The organism is Falsiruegeria sp. JB4-1 (assembly GCF_055693495.1).
In genome coordinates, this window is the sequence record NZ_JBVFTZ010000001.1 from 1,519,828 (window position 1) to 1,536,822 (window position 16,995).

Below are 16,995 nucleotides of genomic sequence, written 5' to 3' on the forward strand. Positions count from 1 at the left end.
AAATGGACTACAACAGTCTGATCGACGAAGAAACCTGGGCGTTTATCGCCCAGACAATCGAAAGCTACCCCGAGGACGCGGTCGAACTGTCCATCGAAGGACAGCGGCAGGTCTATGACGACATGTGTCGCGTCTTTCATCAGGGGTATCCCAACGGGGTCGAGGCGACGGATGTTCAGGCCAATGGCGTCCCGGTTCGTGTCTATTCGGCAGGCCAACCCACCCGCACCGTGGTTTACTACCACGGCGGCGGGTTTGTTGTTGGGGGCTTGGAGAGCCACGATGACGTCTGCGCCGAGATTTGTGCCCAAACCGGCTATCGCGTGGTAGCGGTGGATTATCGCCTGTGCCCTGAATTCCGACATCCGGTGCAATTTGAAGACAGTTGGGCCGCAACCGAATGGTCTGCAGCAGAATTTGGAGATCCGCTGATTCTGGCAGGCGACAGTGCAGGCGGCAATCTGGCGGCCTGTGTGGCGCATCATTCACGCGGTCGGTTGGACAATGTACTGGGACAAGTGCTGATCTATCCGGGCTTGGGCGGTGATATGACCCGGGGCTCTTACATTGAACATGCCAAAGCGCCACTGCTCACGCTGGACGAGATCAAGTTCTATCAAACGGTGCGGTTCCATGGTGACGAACCGGTCGGTGATCCGACCTATGCACCGCTACATGACACTGATTTTTCCGGTCTGCCGCCCACGGTGGTCTTTACTGCCGACTGTGACCCACTGCGTGATGATGGCCGCGACTATCGCGACCGGCTGCAGGATGCGGGTGTCAAAGCCCATTGGATCAACGAAGATGGACTGATCCACGGCTATCTGCGCGCGCGCACCACTGTTGGCCGTGCTCGCGACAGCTTTGAGCGCATCTCGATCGCGATCGAGGCCTTGGGGCAGGGGATCTGGGCCTACGACTGACTTGGGTCGTGCATCGCGGCCTGAGTGTAGCAATGCTGGAGACAAGCCAGCTTTGACCGTCTAACGTCGGGCTCATGACTGATCTCAAGCCTTCCGTTCTCTTCGAGCCTCTCTTGCTGCCCTGCGGTGTTACCCTGAAAAACAGGATCGCAAAATCTGCGATGTCGGACTCGTTGGGGGATGGCCATGGCAATCCGACCGATGACCAAGTCAGCCTGTACCAACATTGGGCCCAGGGCGGTCTTGGCTTGTCGATTATCGGGGAGGTGCAGGGCTCGCCCCATTTTGCCGAGAAACCCGGCAATCTGGTTCTGGACCCCTCTGCCGATCTTACGCGCTTTCGTGCTCTTGCCGAAGCGGGGAGAACCGACAGTGCAAACCTGTGGATACAGCTCGGGCACGCCGAGCGCGATGGCGGATGCGCCCATCAGCTCTCCCAAAGGGCCAAGTGCGCTGGACCTGCCGGGGTTGAAATGTGCGGAACTGACTTTGGAGGAGATCCACGCGATCCCGGCCGAGTTTGCACGCACAGCAGCATTGGCCAAAGATGTCGGGTTTGGTGGAGTGGAAATCCACGCGGCTCACGGGTTCCTGCTCAACCAGTTTTTGTCGCCTTTGTTCAACCAGCGAACGGACGCGTATGGCGGGTCACTAGAAAACCGTATGCGGTTGCTGCTTGAAGTCGTCAATGCGGTCCGAGAAGCCGTTGGCCCGCAGTATCCTGTAGGGATCAAATTGAACGCGACCGATCAGTTGGAGGGGGGCTTTCAACAAAACGAGGCTTTGGTCGTGATCGCGGCCCTTGATACCAAGGCGGTTGATCTGATCGACATCAGTGGTGGAACCTATTTCCCTGGCGCGCCATCCTCGTCCGACCGGGCGGGATCGGGTCCGTATTTCCTGGATTTTGCCGAACGTGCGCGGACGAAAACAAACATACCCCTAATGGTGACGGGTGGATTCAAGACATTTGAGCAGGCAGAGGCGGCGGTGTCAGAGGGCAAAGCAGATGTCGTTGGTCTTGCCCGAGCGTTAGTGGTCGATCCTGACCTGCCTGCCAAATGGCAAACAGGCCAGGAAAAGCGCCCGACATTTCCCCGGTTCACCGCCCCTCCCGAAGGAGGGGTGACGGCCTGGTACACGATGCAGATCACGCAGATCGCGAGTGGTGGCGCGCAGTTACGGGCTGATGATCTGCAAAAGGTGATTGACGTTTATGACGCCAGGGATCGTCAAAGGCACGCGATGTGGAAAGAACACTTTGGGATCATGTAATTTAGTCCCAAAGGGGTTTTGGCTCTTTCCGATTCTCCGGCGTCAGAGAGAGGCCAGCCACTTCTTGATGGCTTCTGAATACATCTCGGGTTTTTGAAACATTGCAAAGTGGCTGGTTCCATCCAGCACCAAAAGCTGTGCGCCTGGGATGTTTTCGGCGATGGCAGCCGAGTGCTCATGCAGAATCGCCTCGTCATGTTCGCTTTGCACGACCAACGTGGGGACAGTGACGGCTTTGATAGTTTCCAACCCGTCCGCCTTGTCGGCAAACCACATCTCGGACACGCCCGCGACGAACCCTTCGAACCCGTCTGGGGTAGGGGACATCTTGGCGTAATCACCGGCCATCATGCCGACGTAGCCGCCGAACACTTCGTTTGTCTGTACCGACGGGTCAACCCCCGCCAGCGTAACATTGCCCGCATGTGCGAAATGGCTGGCCAGACGGTCAGGTGCGGTCTTGGATATTTCGTAGCCGATGTTGGCCCCATCGGACCAACCGACCAGATGTACCGTGTCCACATCCAACGTGTCCAGCAACGCCAGATAGTCCTGCGCCAGCAAGCTGATGGAATAGGCACTGCCATCGTTGTTTGAACGTCCATGCCCGCGGGTGTCTGCCACGATCACCCGGTGATCCTTCGACAGCTCTGCGACCTGAGACGCCCAGATGTCGGCGTGTGCCAATCCACCATGTATCATCAGGATTGGCGTACCGTCACCTTTTCCATAGGTGGCATAGTACATGTCGATCCCATTCGCGGATGCAGTGCCGCTGTCGGTAGCTTCAGGCATGGTGGGCGGGGCGGGGATGGTCTTCCACACCTCTTCGGCAACGGCAATCTGAGCTGTGCCGACAATGGCTGTCGTGGCTGCAATGGCGAGTGTTTTGAGCATGATGGTTCCTCCAGAAGCGCTCTGGTGTTGATTTCGGCACCGGATCTGGTGCTACATTCGTTCATGATACGTCGGGTTCGGGCCTGCGTGTTATCGCGCCAGTGCAGGGTGACCGGAGGAGAAACGTGACAAATATCGCAACGTTATCAAATGCCTGCATGCCGGACTACGTGCTAAGCGCGAACCCCGCGCTGATCTGGGACGCGCGCTATAATGACTTTGACGCACAGGCACAGCGGTTGGTGGGGCATGATCAGAGTTATGTCCAGCTGACGCCCGGTGCCTTTGAGGGACGGTTTTTGTCTTGCACTCTTGGGTCAGATGTCGCCATCCACATCGAACACTGCAATCAGGCGCTAGAGCAACAGGTGTCGGGGCACTCGACAGCTCTGTCAATTGGTGTCGCCGTTCAGGGCGCGCATAGTTTTCTGGCCAATGGCGAGGATCTGTCGCCTGACGATATTCTGTTCATCCCACCGGGGGGGACCTGCATCTGCTCAGCCCGGTGAACGGTGCGGTTCTAGCAATCACGATACAGGACAGCTGTCTAGCTTCTTATGCAGAGCTTTCCGAGTCCTTGCAGGCCTATCTGCACGAACAACCCCAAGTGCGCATTCTGCGCAACCCGCAATTGGCACGGCGCATTCGCGAGGACGTAGTACAGGCCATCGAAGGGTGCAACCGCACGGACTGTTCCCCGAGAGAGGCCGCGCGCATCGGGCACGCCTTGCTAACAGGACTGTTTGCGAAACTGTCCATCGACCTCTGTGCGGTGTCGGGTGGCGATCACGGACAGATCCGGCAGTCTTATGACCGGTTCATGGCTTGTCGCGACACGATCTTAAAGGATTGGGAACAGGTGCATGATCTGGGCGCACTAACCAATCAGACCGGCATCAAACGCCGGTCACTACAGCAGGCGTTCACCTCACATGTTTCGGCAGGGCCGCTGACCTATCACCGGATCATCAGGTTGCATCTGGTGCGCCGGGCGTTGCTGGATGAGACGGGTCAGGGCGATAGCATCGGCGACATCGCCGCGCGGTTCGGGTTCTGGAACTGGAGCCAGTTCACTCAGCATTACCGCAGCCATTTCGGGGAGGTGCCGTCGCAGACGCGGGCTTTGATCTGAGTGGAGGAAGGCTGTTGAGCCCTCCCCCGTTGCAGATTTACTTGAGAAAGGGGTCAGCCTTCATCGTCTCAGCTACAGGCGCGCCCATCATCGACAGGATCGTCGGGGCCAACTGCAGCTGGTCGATCACATAGTCCTCGGCGGGGCCTTCGGCGTCGCCAAAGTAGTAAAGCGCGGTTTCCTGTTGTAGGGGGCCGCGTCCGCCATGGTGGCCGCGTTCATCTTGCCCATGATCGGCGGTGACGATCACGTCATAGCCCAACTGCCGCCAACGCGGGATGAAGGGGGCCAGCATCTCGTCCATGACGAAACAGGCATGATCCATTTCCTGACAGTCGTGAAAGAAGCGATGCCCCATGCTGTCGAGTGTACAGGTGTGCAGGATGCCATAGTCCAAGCCAAAGCGCAGGGCCAAATTGGTGAGCGTACCAAACAGGTCCACGTCCGACGGGGTCATCTGGTTGTCGCGGCCATAGCCGGTCATCGAATGAAAGCGGCCGTGGTTGATCGTTTTGCTCTCGGGTTCGTCGTACTCGACGTCGCGAACATAATCGAACGGGTGGCGGTTGAAGAATTGCGACCAGAAGCTGTGAGTTACGGCCCCGGTCACTCCACCACCTTCTCGCACTTGGCTAAAGATGTCCTTGTGGCTCAGGCGGAACACGTTGCCGTTGCCGGTGCAGCCATGTTCGGCCGGGGCCACGCCCGTATGGATCGAGGCATAGCAGCTGGCCGAGATCGACGGCAGTACGGCACGCAGTTTCCACACGCGAGCGTCGCCACTGTCGACCCATCCTTCGAGATTGCCAAAAAGGCGTCGGAAATTCCGAAGGGGCACGCCGTCAAGAATGATCAACAGGACTTTGCGGTTCATGTGCCGTTCCTTTGTTCTTTAGTTCGGTAATGCCAATGCTAGCTGTCATCCGAACTGGGGATATGCCTGATTACGTCTAAGTTGAGTTCACTGGCGTCGCAACAGCCTGTTCAGGCTTTTGCGCCTGCGTCTGTTTGGTCACATTTAGTGAGCCATCACGAAATTATCACAGAATTATCACGGTTGTGTGATAAGTGTGGTTTCTAATTTGAACTGGGTGGAATTGAGTGAGGGAAGAGTTTGAAAAATAAGACTTTGATTTCATGTGCCGGATGCATTGGAATGACCTTTTTGTCACCATCTGTATCTGCGCAAAACTGGAGCGGCTCCTATGATATCGTGCCTGGTGCCGTGTCCACCGACGTTGAATACTCGGCCAGGATGTTTGATCGCCAAGATGATGTGACCAACAAAATTGCATTGGCGCTTAGAGCCCGGCAAAGCGGACAACTTGCAACCAACCGGTTGTACTTTGGGGGGCGATTTATCGGGTCGGTGATCAGCGAGCACACAAACACACCCGGAAAGTTCCCGATTTTGTCGCGACTACCACCCACACACACTGCCGGGACGTCAGACACCTATAGCGTTGTCAACGAGGCATCCATTAACGCCACTTTGACACTGCCTTGGGTAACGGCATTTGTGCAAGGGGAATACACTGAGGTGGAATACCCGGGGCAAGACGATACCCAATTGAGAAAGTACTGGGTCGCGGTTGGAGATCTAAGCCAATACCCTGTCTATCTGGCCGTGGGACGAAAGACGGTGAACTTTGGCAATTTTGCCAGCTACGCGCCTTTTACCCATACCCACAGCAGCCACTACTTTTGGGCTCAATCTGATGATCCGCTCATTGAATTGGGGTATGTTACGGACCGGACCGAACTGACTTTTTCCCTGTTGCCATCCCATCGCGGACTTCGAGTGGTCAGCAGCCCCTCAAACAACGGGGATTATGATAACTATGCCTTCAACGCATCGCATCGGTTCGACCTGCAGCAGGATCTGTCGCTCAAGGTAGGGGCGGGTTATCTGCGGGGTACGATCTATGACAGCACCATTGCTCATCACCCGCCCGGAGTTGGCATCAACCGATCCTGGAACGGGGCCTTTAACCTGAACGCGACGCTGAGCGGTGGAAATTTCGATGTTATGGCGGAGTTTACCCAGACTGAAGATATTTGGCTAGGCAACGGGCCATAAGGTCAGTGCAACAACACTGCAGGGGCGCTATCGCTCGTATTTGTTTAACAAGCCGGTGACCTATTCCATAGCAGCCAGCCGTGGCATTCAAGGGCCATCTGGCACCGCTTGGCACAAAATGGATCAAGTCATTCTGGGGGTGGAAATGGACGTGAACAAACACGTTCAAGTGGGTTTGGAGTATTTGTACAACGACGGTTTCGTGCCGTTGATCATGCCCACTGTAACTTCGGTTAACGGTGTTCGCTCAGATACGTTTATCGCTGGCTTAAAGCTGACGTTCTAAACACAGACGAACCCCTGCCCAATTTGCATCGGGCAGGGGAAGGGGTTAGTTCCCCGCGCTTTCCATCTTGCGGTTGGCAACCACCTCTTCCAGCCAACCCAGACGCATCTCTGGGACCGAGCTGAGCAGAAGGTCGGTGTAGTCGTCGAACGGCGGGCTGAGAACCTCGGACTTCGATCCATAGCGCGCAACGCGGCCTTGATACATCACCGCAATACTGTCGCTGATCGCGCGGACCGTCGCCAAATCGTGAGTGATGAACAGATACGCCACATTCTCGATCTTCTGCAAATCCAGCAGCAGCTTGAGAATGCCGTCCGCCACCAGTGGGTCGAGCGCCGATGTCACCTCGTCACAGATGATCATCTTGGGCTTGGCTGCCAGCGAGCGGGCGATACAGACACGCTGTTTCTGACCGCCGGACAGTTCCGCCGGATAGCGGTCGATGAACTTTTCACCCAGTTCGATCTCATCCAGCAGCTCGATCGTTCGTTTGCGCTTTTCCGCGCCCCGCAGACCAAAGTAGAACTCCAGCGGGCGTGAGATGATTGTACCAACGGTCTGACGCGGATTCATCGCGGTGTCCGCCATCTGATAGATCATCTGCAACTCACGAAGATCCTCAAGCGAACGCCCTGCCAGATCACTACTGAGTGAACGCCCGGCAAAGTCGATTTGCCCGTCGCGGGGTGGCAACAAGCCGGTGATCACACGCGCAAGTGTCGACTTGCCCGACCCGGATTCGCCCACAACAGCAAGCGTCTGACCAGGGTGCAGGTCTACGCTGACATTGTGCAGAACATCAAAGTTGGTGCCCTTGTAGCGCGCGGTGATGTTCTTGACGCTCAGCACCGGCTCTGGGGTAGGGGCTTTCTCTTCGTGTTCGATAGACCGGACTGACACCAAGGCTTGAGTATACTCATCCTTGGGGCGGTTGATGATCTGATCGGTGTCCCCGTATTCGATGGTGTTGCCCATCCGCAGAACCATGATGTCGTCGCTCACCTGTGCCACAACCGCCAGGTCGTGGGTGATATAGAGCGCGGCGACGCCGGTATCTGCGATGGCCTCTTTGATTGCCATCAAAACGTCAATCTGGGTTGTCACGTCCAGAGCCGTCGTGGGCTCGTCGAACACCACCAGATCAGGCTCTGGGCAGAGTGCCAGTGCCGTCATGCAGCGTTGCAGCTGTCCACCCGACACCTGGTGCGGATAGCGCTCACCGATGTTGTCCGGATCGGGCAGACCCAGTTTGGCGAACAGGGTACGGGCTCGCTGCTCGGCGTCTTTGCGGCTGAACTTCTTCTGTTCAACCGCAGCCTCAACGACCTGATCCATGATCCTCTTGGCCGGGTTGAATGAGGCCGCCGCCGATTGCGACACGTATGTTACCTCGGCACCGCGCAGGTTGCGGATGTCCTTGATCCCCGACTTCATGATGTCCCGGCCATTGACCCAGACCTCACCGCCGGTGATTTTCACACCGCCCCGGCCATAGGCCATTGAGGCAAGGCCGATGGTGGATTTACCGGCCCCGGATTCCCCGATCAGCCCCAACACCTTCCCGCGCTCGAGGTCAAAGTCGACCCCGTGCACGATTTCGATGTCATGGGGCTTTTCGCCCGGAGGATAGACCGTCGCGCCGATTTTAAGGCCGCGTACTTTCAGCAGAGTGTCGCTCATCCGCGGCCTCCTTTCAGCGATGTGGTCCGGTTCAGCACCCAGTCAGCGATCAGGTTGACCGAAATCGCCAGAGTGGCGATGGCCACGGCAGGATAAAGCGCCGCACCGATACCAAAGTTGATGCCTTCCTTGTTCTCTTTCACGATGCCACCCCAGTCCGCGAGCGGCGGCTGAACGCCAACACCCAGGAACGACAGGGTAGAGATGAACAGAACCATGAAGATGAACCGCAGGCCCAGTTCCGCCACCAGTGGTGACAAGGCATTGGGCAGGATTTCTCGGAAGATGATCCACTTGAGCTTTTCACCGCGCAGGCGCGCGGCCTCGACATAATCCATGACCGAGATATCCACCGCAACCGCGCGGGCCAGACGATAGACACGGGTTGAATCGAGCAGCCCCATGAGTACGATCAGGGTCACCACAGTGGCCTCGATCGACGACAGGATTACTAGCGCCAGGATCAGCGACGGGATCGACATGAACAGGTCAACCAGACGTGACAGCGCCATGTCCACCCAACCGCCCGTGACGGCTGCGAAAAAGCCCAAGGTGGATCCGGTCACAAAGCTCAGGATCGTGGCCAGAGTCGCGATCCAGATGGTGGTGCGCCCGCCATAGATCATGCGGCTCAGCAGGTCACGACCAATCTGGTCGGTGCCCAGCAGGTGTTCCGCTGACGAGGGTTCCCAGACGTCGCCCACAACCTCGGCCATGCCATAAGGGGCGATGACGGGGGCCAGGGCGGCTGCGATAAAGTACGTTGCCGTGATCACCAATCCGATCAGGGCTGAGAGAGGGATATTCTTCATCATTTTGGATGCCTCAGCCTTGGGTTGGTAAGAATAGAAACGACGTCGGCAAAGATGTTGAGCAGGATGTAAACGGCGGCAAAGATCACGCCGCAAGCCAGAACAACCGGCACATCACGTTTCACCACCGCATCCACCAGATACTGTCCCATGCCGGGATAGGCGAACACCACCTCAACCACCACAACACCCACAACCAGATAGGCCATGTTGATCATCACAACGTTGACGATCGGAGCAATGGCGTTGGGGAAAGCGTGGCGCGCGATGACCTGGAAGCCGGTCAAACCCTTGAGTTCAGCCGTCTCGATATAGGCCGACTGCATCACGTTCAGGATCGCGGCGCGGGTCATGCGCATCATATGTGCCAGAACCACCAGCACCAGAACGGCCACAGGCAGGGCAATCGCGTGCAGCTTGTCCAGCAGGTCCATCGAAGGCGAGATATTCGCAAAGGATGGCGCCCAGAAAAGTTTCACTGCGAAGAAGAAGATCAGGATATAGGCGATCATGAATTCCGGCAGCGAGATCGAGGCCAGCGTGACGCCCGAGATGGCCTTGTCCGGCCAGCGGTTCTGATAGCGTACCGCAATCAAGCCCAAAAGAATGGCCAGCGGTACTGAAATCAAAGCGGCCCAAAATGCCAGGAACAGCGTGTTCGCCATGCGCGACGCAACGCTGGTTGCGATATCCAATTTATTGGTCAGGGCGACACCCATGTCGCCAGTCATAATTCCACCCAGCCATTCGAAATAGCGGGTCAGTGCAGGTCGATCCAGACCCATTTCCTCGCGCAGGTTGGCAAGGGATTCTTCGGTTGCGGCTTGTCCCAGGATGGCTTGCGCTGCATCTCCGGGAAGGGCCTCGGTCAACCCGAATATCAGGGCCGAGGCGGCGAGGAGCAGTAGGGCGCCCAACGCTAAGCGTTGAGCGACCAGTTTTACGATCGGATGCATCCGTCCGGGACCTTAGGCTTTCCAGGTCTTTTTGGAAGCATACCAGTTCATGACCGGGCCGTTCGGATCGGGCTCATAGCCTTGAACCGAATTCGAAACAGCGTCGATGAAGTCATTGAACATCGGCAGGATCAGGCCGCCTTCGTTGCGCAGCATTTGACCCATTTCCGAATAGGTAGCCTTGCGCTTGGCTTCATCCAATTCGGCACGGGCCGACAGCAACATCTCGTCAAAGGCCGGAACCTTCCAACGGGTGTCGTTCCAGTCTGCGCTCGACAGATAGGCTGTCGAATACATCTGGTCCTGCACCGGACGACCACCCCAGTACGAGCAGCAGAACGGCTGCTTGTTCCAGACTTCCGACCAGTAGCCATCGTTGGGCTCACGCTTAATTTCCAGCGGGATGCCGGCGGCTTGGGCCGACTGCTGGAACAGGGCGGCTGCGTCCACAGCACCGGGGAAGGCGCCATCAGCGGTGCGCAGGATGATCGGCGAACCGTCGTGGCCGGACTTAGCGTAATGCTCTTTGGCCTTTTCAAGGCTGTGCTCACGCTGTGGAATGGTGTCGTCAAACAGCGGGTAAGCCGCATTGATGGGCATGTCGTTGCCCACACCACCGTAGCCGCGCAGGATCTTTTCGACCATTTCTTCGCGGTTTACGGCGTATTTCAACGCCAGGCGCAGCTCGTTGACGTCAAACGGCGCGGTGTCCACGTGCATGATGAACACATAGTGGCCGCGGCCCGACACATTGCGAACAGCCAGGTTCGGTGCGCGGTCCAGCAGCTGAGCGATCTTGGGCTCAACGCGGTTGATGATGTCAACCTGACCCGACTGCAGCGCTGCGGTACGCGCAGTTGCGTCGTTCAGGGTGATGACTTCAACGCCGTCATAGTGTGCGACAGCGTCGCCACCCCAATAGTTCGGGTTGCGTTTGAACACCATGCGTACACCGGGCTCATCGCTTTCCAGTGTATAGGCACCTGTACTGATTGCGGCGGTCGGGTTGTCGAAACCACCTTCTGGCTGGATCACCAGGTGATAGTCGCCGATCAGATAAGGCATGTCAGCGTTGCCGACGCCCAAGGTCAGTTCGAAAACATCACCATCTGCGCGCATCGATTCGATGCCTTTGACAATGCCCAAAGCGCCGGACTGCGAGATCTTCGTTGGTGTGACGCTCCATGGTGCGCACCACGTCTTCGGCGGTTACGGTCTTGCCGTTCGAGAACTCGATGCCCTTACGGATTTTGAACCGCCAGGTCTTTGCGTCGGCCGAGCCTTCCCAGCTTTCTGCGACCAATCCTTCGAGGCTGCCATCGGGGCCAACCTCGACCAGCGTTTCACCCCAGTTGCGGCCGCCGGCGATCGGAACGTCCGATGCCCACAGGGCCGGGTCTTGCGAGTTGGTGGATTCGCCGCCCTGAACACCCATCTTCAGAACACCGCCCTTAACTGGGCTGGCCGCCTTGGCAGCGTCGGCAAACATCGAGCTGGCAACAGCAGCAGAAACGCCCAGTGCAGCAGCTTTGCCCATGAATTCGCGGCGGGTCATTTTCCCGGCCGTCACATTCTGGGCCATATAGTCGAGTTGATCTTTCATAGAGTACTCCCGTTGAGTGGTCGCGCGTGTTGCGCTGTTTTTGTTGATTGGTGAGTCAAGGTTTGCGTATTTCCCCCTTCGAGCAAGCCTGAATGCAGGGCTTTGCCCGGACCGAAGTTACATTTCGGTTCTTGGAATTTTATCACTCAGGTCGCGTTTGTACACAAGCCTGTCGTTTTCATACGCAAACAGGCTGGCTTTGAGGTGGAAATCCGCATGATCCGCCCACATTTCACAATGTGTTTCGGTGCGAATATTCCAGCCACCTCGTCCCATTTCGTCGGTCCAATGGCAGGTTCCGCGTGCCGAAAGCGGGTCATCGGGGTGAATCACCCATGTCTCGCGCGCGATACTGGCGGTCACCATGCCGTGGTCGTCGTCTATGGTTCGTCCATTGTCGTCTTCGATGATCAAGCGCACTTTGCCCGTGGCCTGATCGATCTCGGTGCGACGTGTGTTGGAAGCGTCCTTCACAACCGTGATCTTCCAGGGCTCGTCCGCGTCTGCCGGAGGAAAAGTCCATTCATCCTTGGGTCCCGACGACCGCAGCGGGAGTGCAATCTGTCCTTGGCTCAGCTTTAGCGTGGGGCGCTCGGGCGAGGGCCAGATCATCGGCCAATAGCTGGTCGAGATCGCTACCCGCAGGCGATGCCCCTTTGGCACGCGATAGGCAATGTGGTCCAGATCAAGCGTGATGTCGTAGCCTTCACCGGGGGTCAGTGGGGTTGGGTCAGTGTGGCTGTTGCGATGGGTCAGATTCAAAACGCCGTAGGTGATGCGGGATGAGGTGCCATCGGGCAGAACGTGGTTCAGACGCACCGCAATTTGGGCCTGCGGTTTGTCGGAACCCAGTGTCAGTTGAATGCGCGGCGCACCGACGATGTCCAGATCCTGATCCAGTGGCTGGCTGTCAAAGCAGCAAGAAAGAGAGTCATCCAAGCGTTGATCGCCGGGCAATTCAGGTCCGGCCCAGAAACTCCCGTACTCACCACATTCCATACCGCAATGAAGTGGTGTGCTGATCGATCGATCCAGCGCGCCCTCGGCTCCCAAACCGTTATTGCTTAGATGCCACGTTTGGGTTGGCAGGTGGGACGTTGCCCCCTCAGCCTCGGCAATCCAACGTCCTTCGCGGTGCTCGGATCGACGTTCAGGCGCGATGCCATCCATCACATAGGCGCGGTAATCGGGGTCATCTTCGGCCCCGTTTTCGATACCCTTCAGCCAGCGATCCCACCAGCGCAGTGCCTCCTGCAGGAAGCCGATACGCGGGCCTGGGATGGCGAAATGGGGGTATTTGTGAATCCATGGCCCGTTGATGCCCTTGGTCGGCACCGACAGATTTTCTACCAGCAAGGGAACGGTGTTCATGTAACTGTCGCCCCAGCCGCTAAAGGTTAGGACGGGCGTGCGGATGGCCGCGTAATCTTCGCAGATCGAACCGTGTTGCCAATATTCGTCTCGTTTCTGATGGCGCAGCCATACGGTGGGTAGAAAAGGCTCGTTCTCAAGCCGTTCCATCCACATGTCGCGCCATGTGTCCCCAACCAGGGCAGGGTCCGGGGCACGAGAGGAAAACGACCACATGGTCGCGCCCCATCCCAAATTCTCGTTCAGCAGGCAGCCGCCTTTGTAGTGGATGTCTTCGGCATAGCGATCCGCTGTGGAGCACAGCGACACCACCGCCTTGAGCGGTTCGGGCTGCATCGCGGCTACCTGGAGACTGTTAAAGCCGCCCCAACTGATGCCCATCATGCCAACGGATCCGCTGCACCATTCTTGTGCGGCGAGCCAGTGGATCACTTCGACCGCGTCGTCGAGCTCTTGCTGAGTGTATTCATCTTCCATCAAACCCTGACTGTCGCCATTGCCCCGGATATCGACCCGGACGCAGGCGTAGCCGCGTTTGGCCATATAGGGATGGGTCAGCGCATCACGGGCACAGGTGCCGTCGCGTTTACGATAGGGGAGGTATTCCAGGATAGCGGGAACTGGTGAGTTACCAGCGTTCTTGGGACGCCAAATGCGGGCCGACAGGCGGCAGCCATCTGACAGGGTAATTCCGACATCGGGAAACTCTTCGATTTCCAGCAGGGTATTCGTGCTCGTCATGCCTCTGACTGTCCCGGGCGACAAGCGACACGTCAAGCACTGTAAGCGACTGGCAAAATGCGATTCACGACAGTTGAGTTTGCGACACCTACGAACGAATGGCGACTAAGAGGTCCATGACATTGGTGCCGGTGGGACCCGTCACCAACAACGCGTCTTGTTGGGCCAGATAGGATCCGCTGTCGGCAGCACTTAAAAACACCTCTGCTGCGGGGGTCCATGTGGCCCCATCAACGATGCCGCCGGCCGCGTCAGTGGGGCCATCGGTGCCATCGGTTCCACCGACCAGAACAGTCAGATTGGCCTCTCTGTCGATCTCTTTGGCCAGAGCCAGTGCCAACGCTTGATTGCGTCCGCCCTGACCTGGATTTGGGGGTAGAACCACAGTCGGCTCTCCGCCCATAACAACCACACCGCGTGGCATGTCGCGAAGCTGTGTGCCTACCTGTGTCGCTAATGTAGGCAGGTCCAGATGAAGCGCTTCTGAATTGGCTACAACATCCAGACCAAGCTTGACGGCTTTGTCTGTCGCCGCTGCGCGGGCGTGCGCGTTGCTTGCGATTATCCGTGCCTGCGCCACAAAATCATGCTGATCCGGTAAGGCACCGATGCCTGACCCTATGACCATCAGGTCGTCACCCGGCACATCCGAAATGGCCAAAACATCAACATGAGCGCCGTTGAAACCTGCAAGCAGATTGCCGCCCTTCAAGCGTGAGATCTTGCACCGTTCCGCATTCATGGCAGTGATGTCCAACCCTTCGGCCAGCAGACGCGTGTTCAGCGTGGTCAGGTCTTTCAGGTCATGGCCCTCAACCAGATCTTCGGCCAGGGACGAGGCACCGCCAGAGACCAGAAACAACAAGTGGCTGCCCGCAGGCATTGCTTCGACCGCGCGTCGCAAGGCGCGTCCGCCTGCCAGACTGCGAGCGTCTGGAACAGGATGAGAGGCCTCGATCAGCTCGACAGTATTGGGCAGCCCCTCTCCATGACCGTCCTTGGTCACCACCAGACAGGGTGTGCCAGGAAAGCGCTCCAGAGCGGCCTGAGCCATCGCGGCTGCGGCCTTGCCCACGGCCAGAATCCGGTCAGGATGTGTGCTGTTCAACAGCGCCTTTTCCGTAGCTGCGTAGCCGCCAACGGCATCCACACCTGCCTGCCAGATCGCACGCGCTTGGTCCTGTGGGGTCATTCTGTGTCCATCCAGATCGTGACGGGACCATCGTTACGCAAGTCCACTGCCATATCCGCACCGAATTTGCCGGTGGCCACCGGGATGTCCAAACCCGCGACGCGTTTTGCAAAGTCGAGGTACAACCGCTCCCCTTCGTCGGGTCGCGCTGCTGTCGAAAATCCTGGCCGGTTCCCACGTGATGTATCTGCCGCGAGTGTGAATTGACTGACTATAAGGGCCGAGCCGCCGATATCCTTGAGCGAGCGATTCATCTTGCCCGCCTCATCTTTGAAGATCCGCAGTTTCGAGATCTTATTGGCCAGCTGCTCGGACTGCGCTTCGGTATCGCCCTGCATCGCACAGATCAGGATCAACAGCCCTTGACCGATTTCGCCGATAACCTCGCCTTCAACCGTGACAGAGGCGCGGGAGACACGTTGTATCAAAGCTCGCATTCGATTTCTTTCCGAGTTGGGGCGTGTGCCCCAGGGTAACTGACACTGTATGAGGCCGCGCGTACACCATAGGCGATTGCAGCGGCCAAGTTGGGTTTATCGATCTTTTCCATCGGTCCTAGCAGGTCTGCGTGGGCCAGCGATGCAAGAACTCCGGCATTGAATGTATCGCCTGCGCCAACCGTGTCGTGCACCTTGACTTTGTCGGCGGCGATGCTGTGCTGCCAGTCTCCCATCCGTGCCTCGACCCCGACCGCGCCGCGTGTGTGCAGCATCAGCTGATCCGGCCGCAGGTCGGGCAGGGGTCCGAACCAGTCCAAATCTTCGTCCGAGACTTTCAGTACCGAAGCATGGCAGATCATGCGACGCAAACGTGCGCGATACTCATCTGCATCCCGGATCAAGGACGGACGAATGTTCAGATCCAGCCACGTTAACCGGTGTTCTGCTCGTGCCATCAACTGCTCAAAAGCGTCGGCGGCGGGGGCATGTACCAGGCTGATGCCTCCGAAAACCAGGGCTGTAACCGCCTTGGGCAGTTCGGGTAACAGATCCAGTGTCAGTGATCGCCCGGCGCTGTTTTCATCGTAAAGATCAAAGTGCACGCCGCCCGGTTGCACCTGCGCAACCGCCAGGGTTGAGGGACGCGCGTCAAGATGAGCAAGGGATATGTCGACACCTTCATGTTGCAGGTGCTGGGTTATCCGGGTGCCCATAGCGTCCCGAGACAAGGCACCCACAAAGCCCGCAGGCACATCAAGGCGGGACAGAGCAACAGCGCAATTGACCGCTGCGCCCCCCGCAACGGGAAGAAGCGCATCCAAGCTGTCGGCTTGCGGGATCAGATCCATCACCGCCTCGCCACAACACAGGATACGGGCGGGGCTCAACCGTGCCATGTCACCGTTTCATCCAGGTTTGCCCGCTCGGTTCTGAACCCATTCGCGGGGTGTTCCGTATCGGAAAATCCGAATGAAATGGCGCAGAGGATCAGCCGATCTTCAGGGATGTCAAAATAGCGGTGCAGGAATGGACCGTATGACGCAACGGCCGCCTGCGGGATTGTCGCAACACCAAGCGCCTGCGCAGCCAGAGTGAAGGCCGTCACGTATCCGCCGGTGTCCATCGCCCCATAAGGGCCCAAATCAGCAGGGCTGTGAAGGATCGCGCAATGCGGCGCTCCAAACAGGGCAAAATTCTGCATCATCTGTTTGGCTGACCCTGCGCGGTCTCCTTTTTCAACGCCAACCGCCTCGTAAAGCGCCCAGCCACAGGTGCGGCGGCGATCCTGGTAGACGCCGGTGTAGGCCGATGGAAACGGCAAATCGGGGGCAGGAGCGCCAGTTGTCACCTCGTTCTGCAACGCCTCGCGAAAATTGTCGGTCTCGGTGCCACTGGTGATCAGAACCTGCCAGGGCTGCGCATTGCACCAGCTTGGCACGCGCTGTGCTGCCGTCAGGATCTGCTCGACTACCTCGCGCGGGACTGGATCTGGCCGGAAGGCACGACAGGAGTGGCGGGTGCTCAGCAGAGTGTTCAGGGCGTCATAGGACATGGATGGATCTCCTCTTGTGCCGCACCTTGGCGGGAGGGTGCGCACTGTG

Annotated in this window: 15 protein-coding genes and 2 pseudogenes; 6 read left to right on the forward strand and 11 right to left on the reverse strand. The window is 57.9% G+C overall.

The annotated features are described in order from the left end of the window. Positions 1 to 2 precede the first annotated feature (2 nt). Both ACZ1HE_RS07815 and ACZ1HE_RS07820 read left to right on the forward strand, forming a co-directional pair. Positions 3 to 926: an alpha/beta hydrolase gene (locus ACZ1HE_RS07815; RefSeq protein WP_472620267.1), complete on the forward strand. Its 924-nt coding sequence runs from the start codon at positions 3 to 5 to the stop codon at positions 924 to 926. Between the two features lie 74 nt (positions 927 to 1,000). After that, a pseudogene (locus tag ACZ1HE_RS07820) lies at positions 1,001 to 2,201 on the forward strand (NADH:flavin oxidoreductase/NADH oxidase family protein). 42 nt (positions 2,202 to 2,243) lie between these two features. Here ACZ1HE_RS07820 and ACZ1HE_RS07825 read toward each other — a convergent pair. Continuing rightward, positions 2,244 to 3,098, reverse strand: a complete 855-nt coding sequence (locus ACZ1HE_RS07825) for an alpha/beta fold hydrolase (protein ID WP_472620268.1) — start codon at positions 3,096 to 3,098, stop codon at positions 2,244 to 2,246. A 125-nt stretch (positions 3,099 to 3,223) separates the two neighbouring features. Here ACZ1HE_RS07825 and ACZ1HE_RS07830 point away from each other — a divergent pair, with 125 nt between their 5' ends. Then, positions 3,224 to 3,607 (forward strand): hypothetical protein, encoded by a 384-nt coding sequence (locus ACZ1HE_RS07830; protein ID WP_472620269.1) that lies wholly within the window; start codon positions 3,224 to 3,226, stop codon positions 3,605 to 3,607. Positions 3,608 to 3,675: 68 nt separating this feature from the next. Beyond that, positions 3,676 to 4,230 (forward strand): AraC family transcriptional regulator, encoded by a 555-nt coding sequence (locus tag ACZ1HE_RS07835; protein WP_472620270.1) that lies wholly within the window; start codon positions 3,676 to 3,678, stop codon positions 4,228 to 4,230. Between the two features lie 37 nt (positions 4,231 to 4,267). Here the strand turns inward: ACZ1HE_RS07835 and ACZ1HE_RS07840 are convergent, their stop codons facing one another. Next, complete coding sequence (locus ACZ1HE_RS07840; RefSeq protein ID WP_472620271.1) at positions 4,268 to 5,104, reverse strand: alkaline phosphatase family protein; 837 nt, start codon at positions 5,102 to 5,104, stop codon at positions 4,268 to 4,270. Positions 5,105 to 5,386: 282 nt separating this feature from the next. Here ACZ1HE_RS07840 and ACZ1HE_RS07845 point away from each other — a divergent pair, with 282 nt between their 5' ends. Next, positions 5,387 to 6,310: a hypothetical protein gene (locus tag ACZ1HE_RS07845; RefSeq protein WP_472620272.1), complete on the forward strand. Its 924-nt coding sequence runs from the start codon at positions 5,387 to 5,389 to the stop codon at positions 6,308 to 6,310. A 55-nt stretch (positions 6,311 to 6,365) separates the two neighbouring features. Further along, complete coding sequence (locus ACZ1HE_RS07850) at positions 6,366 to 6,596, forward strand: hypothetical protein (RefSeq protein WP_472620273.1); 231 nt, start codon at positions 6,366 to 6,368, stop codon at positions 6,594 to 6,596. 45 nt (positions 6,597 to 6,641) lie between these two features. Here ACZ1HE_RS07850 and ACZ1HE_RS07855 read toward each other — a convergent pair whose 3' ends face one another. The 9 genes and pseudogenes from ACZ1HE_RS07855 to ACZ1HE_RS07895 all read right to left on the reverse strand — a co-directional run bounded on the left by ACZ1HE_RS07855 (position 6,642) and on the right by ACZ1HE_RS07895 (position 16,946). Further along, positions 6,642 to 8,279: an ABC transporter ATP-binding protein gene (locus tag ACZ1HE_RS07855; RefSeq protein WP_472620274.1), complete on the reverse strand. Its 1,638-nt coding sequence runs from the start codon at positions 8,277 to 8,279 to the stop codon at positions 6,642 to 6,644. Next, positions 8,276 to 9,091 (reverse strand): ABC transporter permease, encoded by an 816-nt coding sequence (locus tag ACZ1HE_RS07860; protein WP_472624399.1) that lies wholly within the window; start codon positions 9,089 to 9,091, stop codon positions 8,276 to 8,278. The genes ACZ1HE_RS07855 and ACZ1HE_RS07860 overlap by 4 nt, the downstream gene beginning before the upstream one ends. Further along, positions 9,091 to 10,047, reverse strand: coding sequence for an ABC transporter permease (locus ACZ1HE_RS07865; protein WP_472620275.1), 957 nt, complete (start codon positions 10,045 to 10,047; stop codon positions 9,091 to 9,093). The genes ACZ1HE_RS07860 and ACZ1HE_RS07865 overlap by 1 nt, the downstream gene beginning before the upstream one ends. A gap of 12 nt (positions 10,048 to 10,059) precedes the next feature. Next, positions 10,060 to 11,650: pseudogene (locus ACZ1HE_RS07870) on the reverse strand (ABC transporter substrate-binding protein). Between the two features lie 117 nt (positions 11,651 to 11,767). Next, a complete protein-coding gene (locus ACZ1HE_RS07875; protein ID WP_472620276.1) occupies positions 11,768 to 13,762 on the reverse strand; it encodes a CocE/NonD family hydrolase in 1,995 nt (664 codons plus the stop codon). An 88-nt stretch (positions 13,763 to 13,850) separates the two neighbouring features. Further along, on the reverse strand, positions 13,851 to 14,954 hold the full coding sequence (locus ACZ1HE_RS07880) for a DUF4147 domain-containing protein (protein ID WP_472620277.1): 1,104 nt from the start codon (positions 14,952 to 14,954) through the stop codon (positions 13,851 to 13,853). Next, on the reverse strand, positions 14,951 to 15,391 hold the full coding sequence (gene dtd / locus ACZ1HE_RS07885; protein WP_472620278.1) for a D-aminoacyl-tRNA deacylase: 441 nt from the start codon (positions 15,389 to 15,391) through the stop codon (positions 14,951 to 14,953). Before dtd ends, ACZ1HE_RS07880 begins: the two co-directional genes overlap by 4 nt. After that, complete coding sequence (locus tag ACZ1HE_RS07890) at positions 15,379 to 16,290, reverse strand: carbohydrate kinase family protein (protein ID WP_472620279.1); 912 nt, start codon at positions 16,288 to 16,290, stop codon at positions 15,379 to 15,381. Before ACZ1HE_RS07890 ends, dtd begins: the two co-directional genes overlap by 13 nt. After that, on the reverse strand, positions 16,278 to 16,946 hold the full coding sequence (locus tag ACZ1HE_RS07895; protein WP_472620280.1) for a nitroreductase: 669 nt from the start codon (positions 16,944 to 16,946) through the stop codon (positions 16,278 to 16,280). The genes ACZ1HE_RS07890 and ACZ1HE_RS07895 overlap by 13 nt, the downstream gene beginning before the upstream one ends. Positions 16,947 to 16,995 lie beyond the last annotated feature (49 nt).

What these genes read in the sequence shown, in the direction of transcription:
- ACZ1HE_RS07815 (WP_472620267.1), top strand. Translation starts at nt 3, where the DNA reads ATGGACTACAACAGTCTGATCGACGAAGAAACCTGGGCGTTTATCGCC.
- ACZ1HE_RS07825 (WP_472620268.1), bottom strand. Translation starts at nt 3,098, where the DNA reads ATGCTCAAAACACTCGCCATTGCAGCCACGACAGCCATTGTCGGCACA.
- ACZ1HE_RS07840 (WP_472620271.1), bottom strand. Translation starts at nt 5,104, where the DNA reads ATGAACCGCAAAGTCCTGTTGATCATTCTTGACGGCGTGCCCCTTCGG.
- ACZ1HE_RS07845 (WP_472620272.1), top strand. Translation starts at nt 5,387, where the DNA reads ATGACCTTTTTGTCACCATCTGTATCTGCGCAAAACTGGAGCGGCTCC.
- ACZ1HE_RS07855 (WP_472620274.1), bottom strand. Translation starts at nt 8,279, where the DNA reads ATGAGCGACACTCTGCTGAAAGTACGCGGCCTTAAAATCGGCGCGACG.
- ACZ1HE_RS07860 (WP_472624399.1), bottom strand. Translation starts at nt 9,091, where the DNA reads ATGAAGAATATCCCTCTCTCAGCCCTGATCGGATTGGTGATCACGGCA.
- ACZ1HE_RS07865 (WP_472620275.1), bottom strand. Translation starts at nt 10,047, where the DNA reads ATGCATCCGATCGTAAAACTGGTCGCTCAACGCTTAGCGTTGGGCGCC.
- ACZ1HE_RS07875 (WP_472620276.1), bottom strand. Translation starts at nt 13,762, where the DNA reads ATGACGAGCACGAATACCCTGCTGGAAATCGAAGAGTTTCCCGATGTC.
- ACZ1HE_RS07880 (WP_472620277.1), bottom strand. Translation starts at nt 14,954, where the DNA reads ATGACCCCACAGGACCAAGCGCGTGCGATCTGGCAGGCAGGTGTGGAT.
- dtd (WP_472620278.1), bottom strand. Translation starts at nt 15,391, where the DNA reads ATGCGAGCTTTGATACAACGTGTCTCCCGCGCCTCTGTCACGGTTGAA.
- ACZ1HE_RS07890 (WP_472620279.1), bottom strand. Translation starts at nt 16,290, where the DNA reads ATGGCACGGTTGAGCCCCGCCCGTATCCTGTGTTGTGGCGAGGCGGTG.
- ACZ1HE_RS07895 (WP_472620280.1), bottom strand. Translation starts at nt 16,946, where the DNA reads ATGTCCTATGACGCCCTGAACACTCTGCTGAGCACCCGCCACTCCTGT.